The following is a 624-nucleotide window of genomic DNA, read 5'->3' on the forward strand; positions in this document are numbered from 1 at the left end:
CTTCAACAAGTGCATCAACATCGGTGAGTGAGGCCGACTCGGCATCAGCAGCTGAGAGCACATCAACATCAACATCAACAAGCGAATCGGTTTCAAATTCAAATCGAGTAGCGAGCGAGTCAGCATCGACAAGTGAATCGAATTCTGCATCGTTAGCTAATAGTGAATCGGTTTCAACAAGCGAATCAGTTTCAACATCAAACCGATTAGCAAGTGAGTCGACGTCAACAAGCGCTTCAACGTCGGTGAGTGAATCAGCTTCTGCATCAGTAGCTAAGAGTGCATCAGCATCAACAAGCGAATCTGTATCAACATCAAATCGATTAGCGAGCGAGTCAACATCGACAAGTGCATCAACATCGGCAAGTGCATCAACATCAGTAAGTGAATCGAATTCCGCGTCGTTAGCTAAGAGCGAATCGGTATCGACAAGCGAGTCAGTATCAAATTCAAATCGAGTAGCAAGTGAGTCGACATCAACAAGTGAGTCTGTTTCAAATTCAAATCGATTAGAGAGCGAGTCGACATCAGTGAGTGATTCAAATTCCGCATCAGTGGCTAATAGTGATTCCGTATCAACAAGTGAATCGGAATCAAATTCGAATAGAGTAGTGAGTGAGTCAA

The 624-nt window shown here is 43.9% G+C and carries 1 pseudogene; it reads right to left on the reverse strand.

What is annotated here, in order from left to right:
* Positions 1-624 (reverse strand): annotated as a pseudogene (locus C1H58_RS12500) (hypothetical protein); the annotation flags it as partial.

Source organism: Staphylococcus sp. 191 (assembly GCF_011174885.1).
Taxonomy (GTDB): domain Bacteria; phylum Bacillota; class Bacilli; order Staphylococcales; family Staphylococcaceae; genus Staphylococcus; species Staphylococcus coagulans.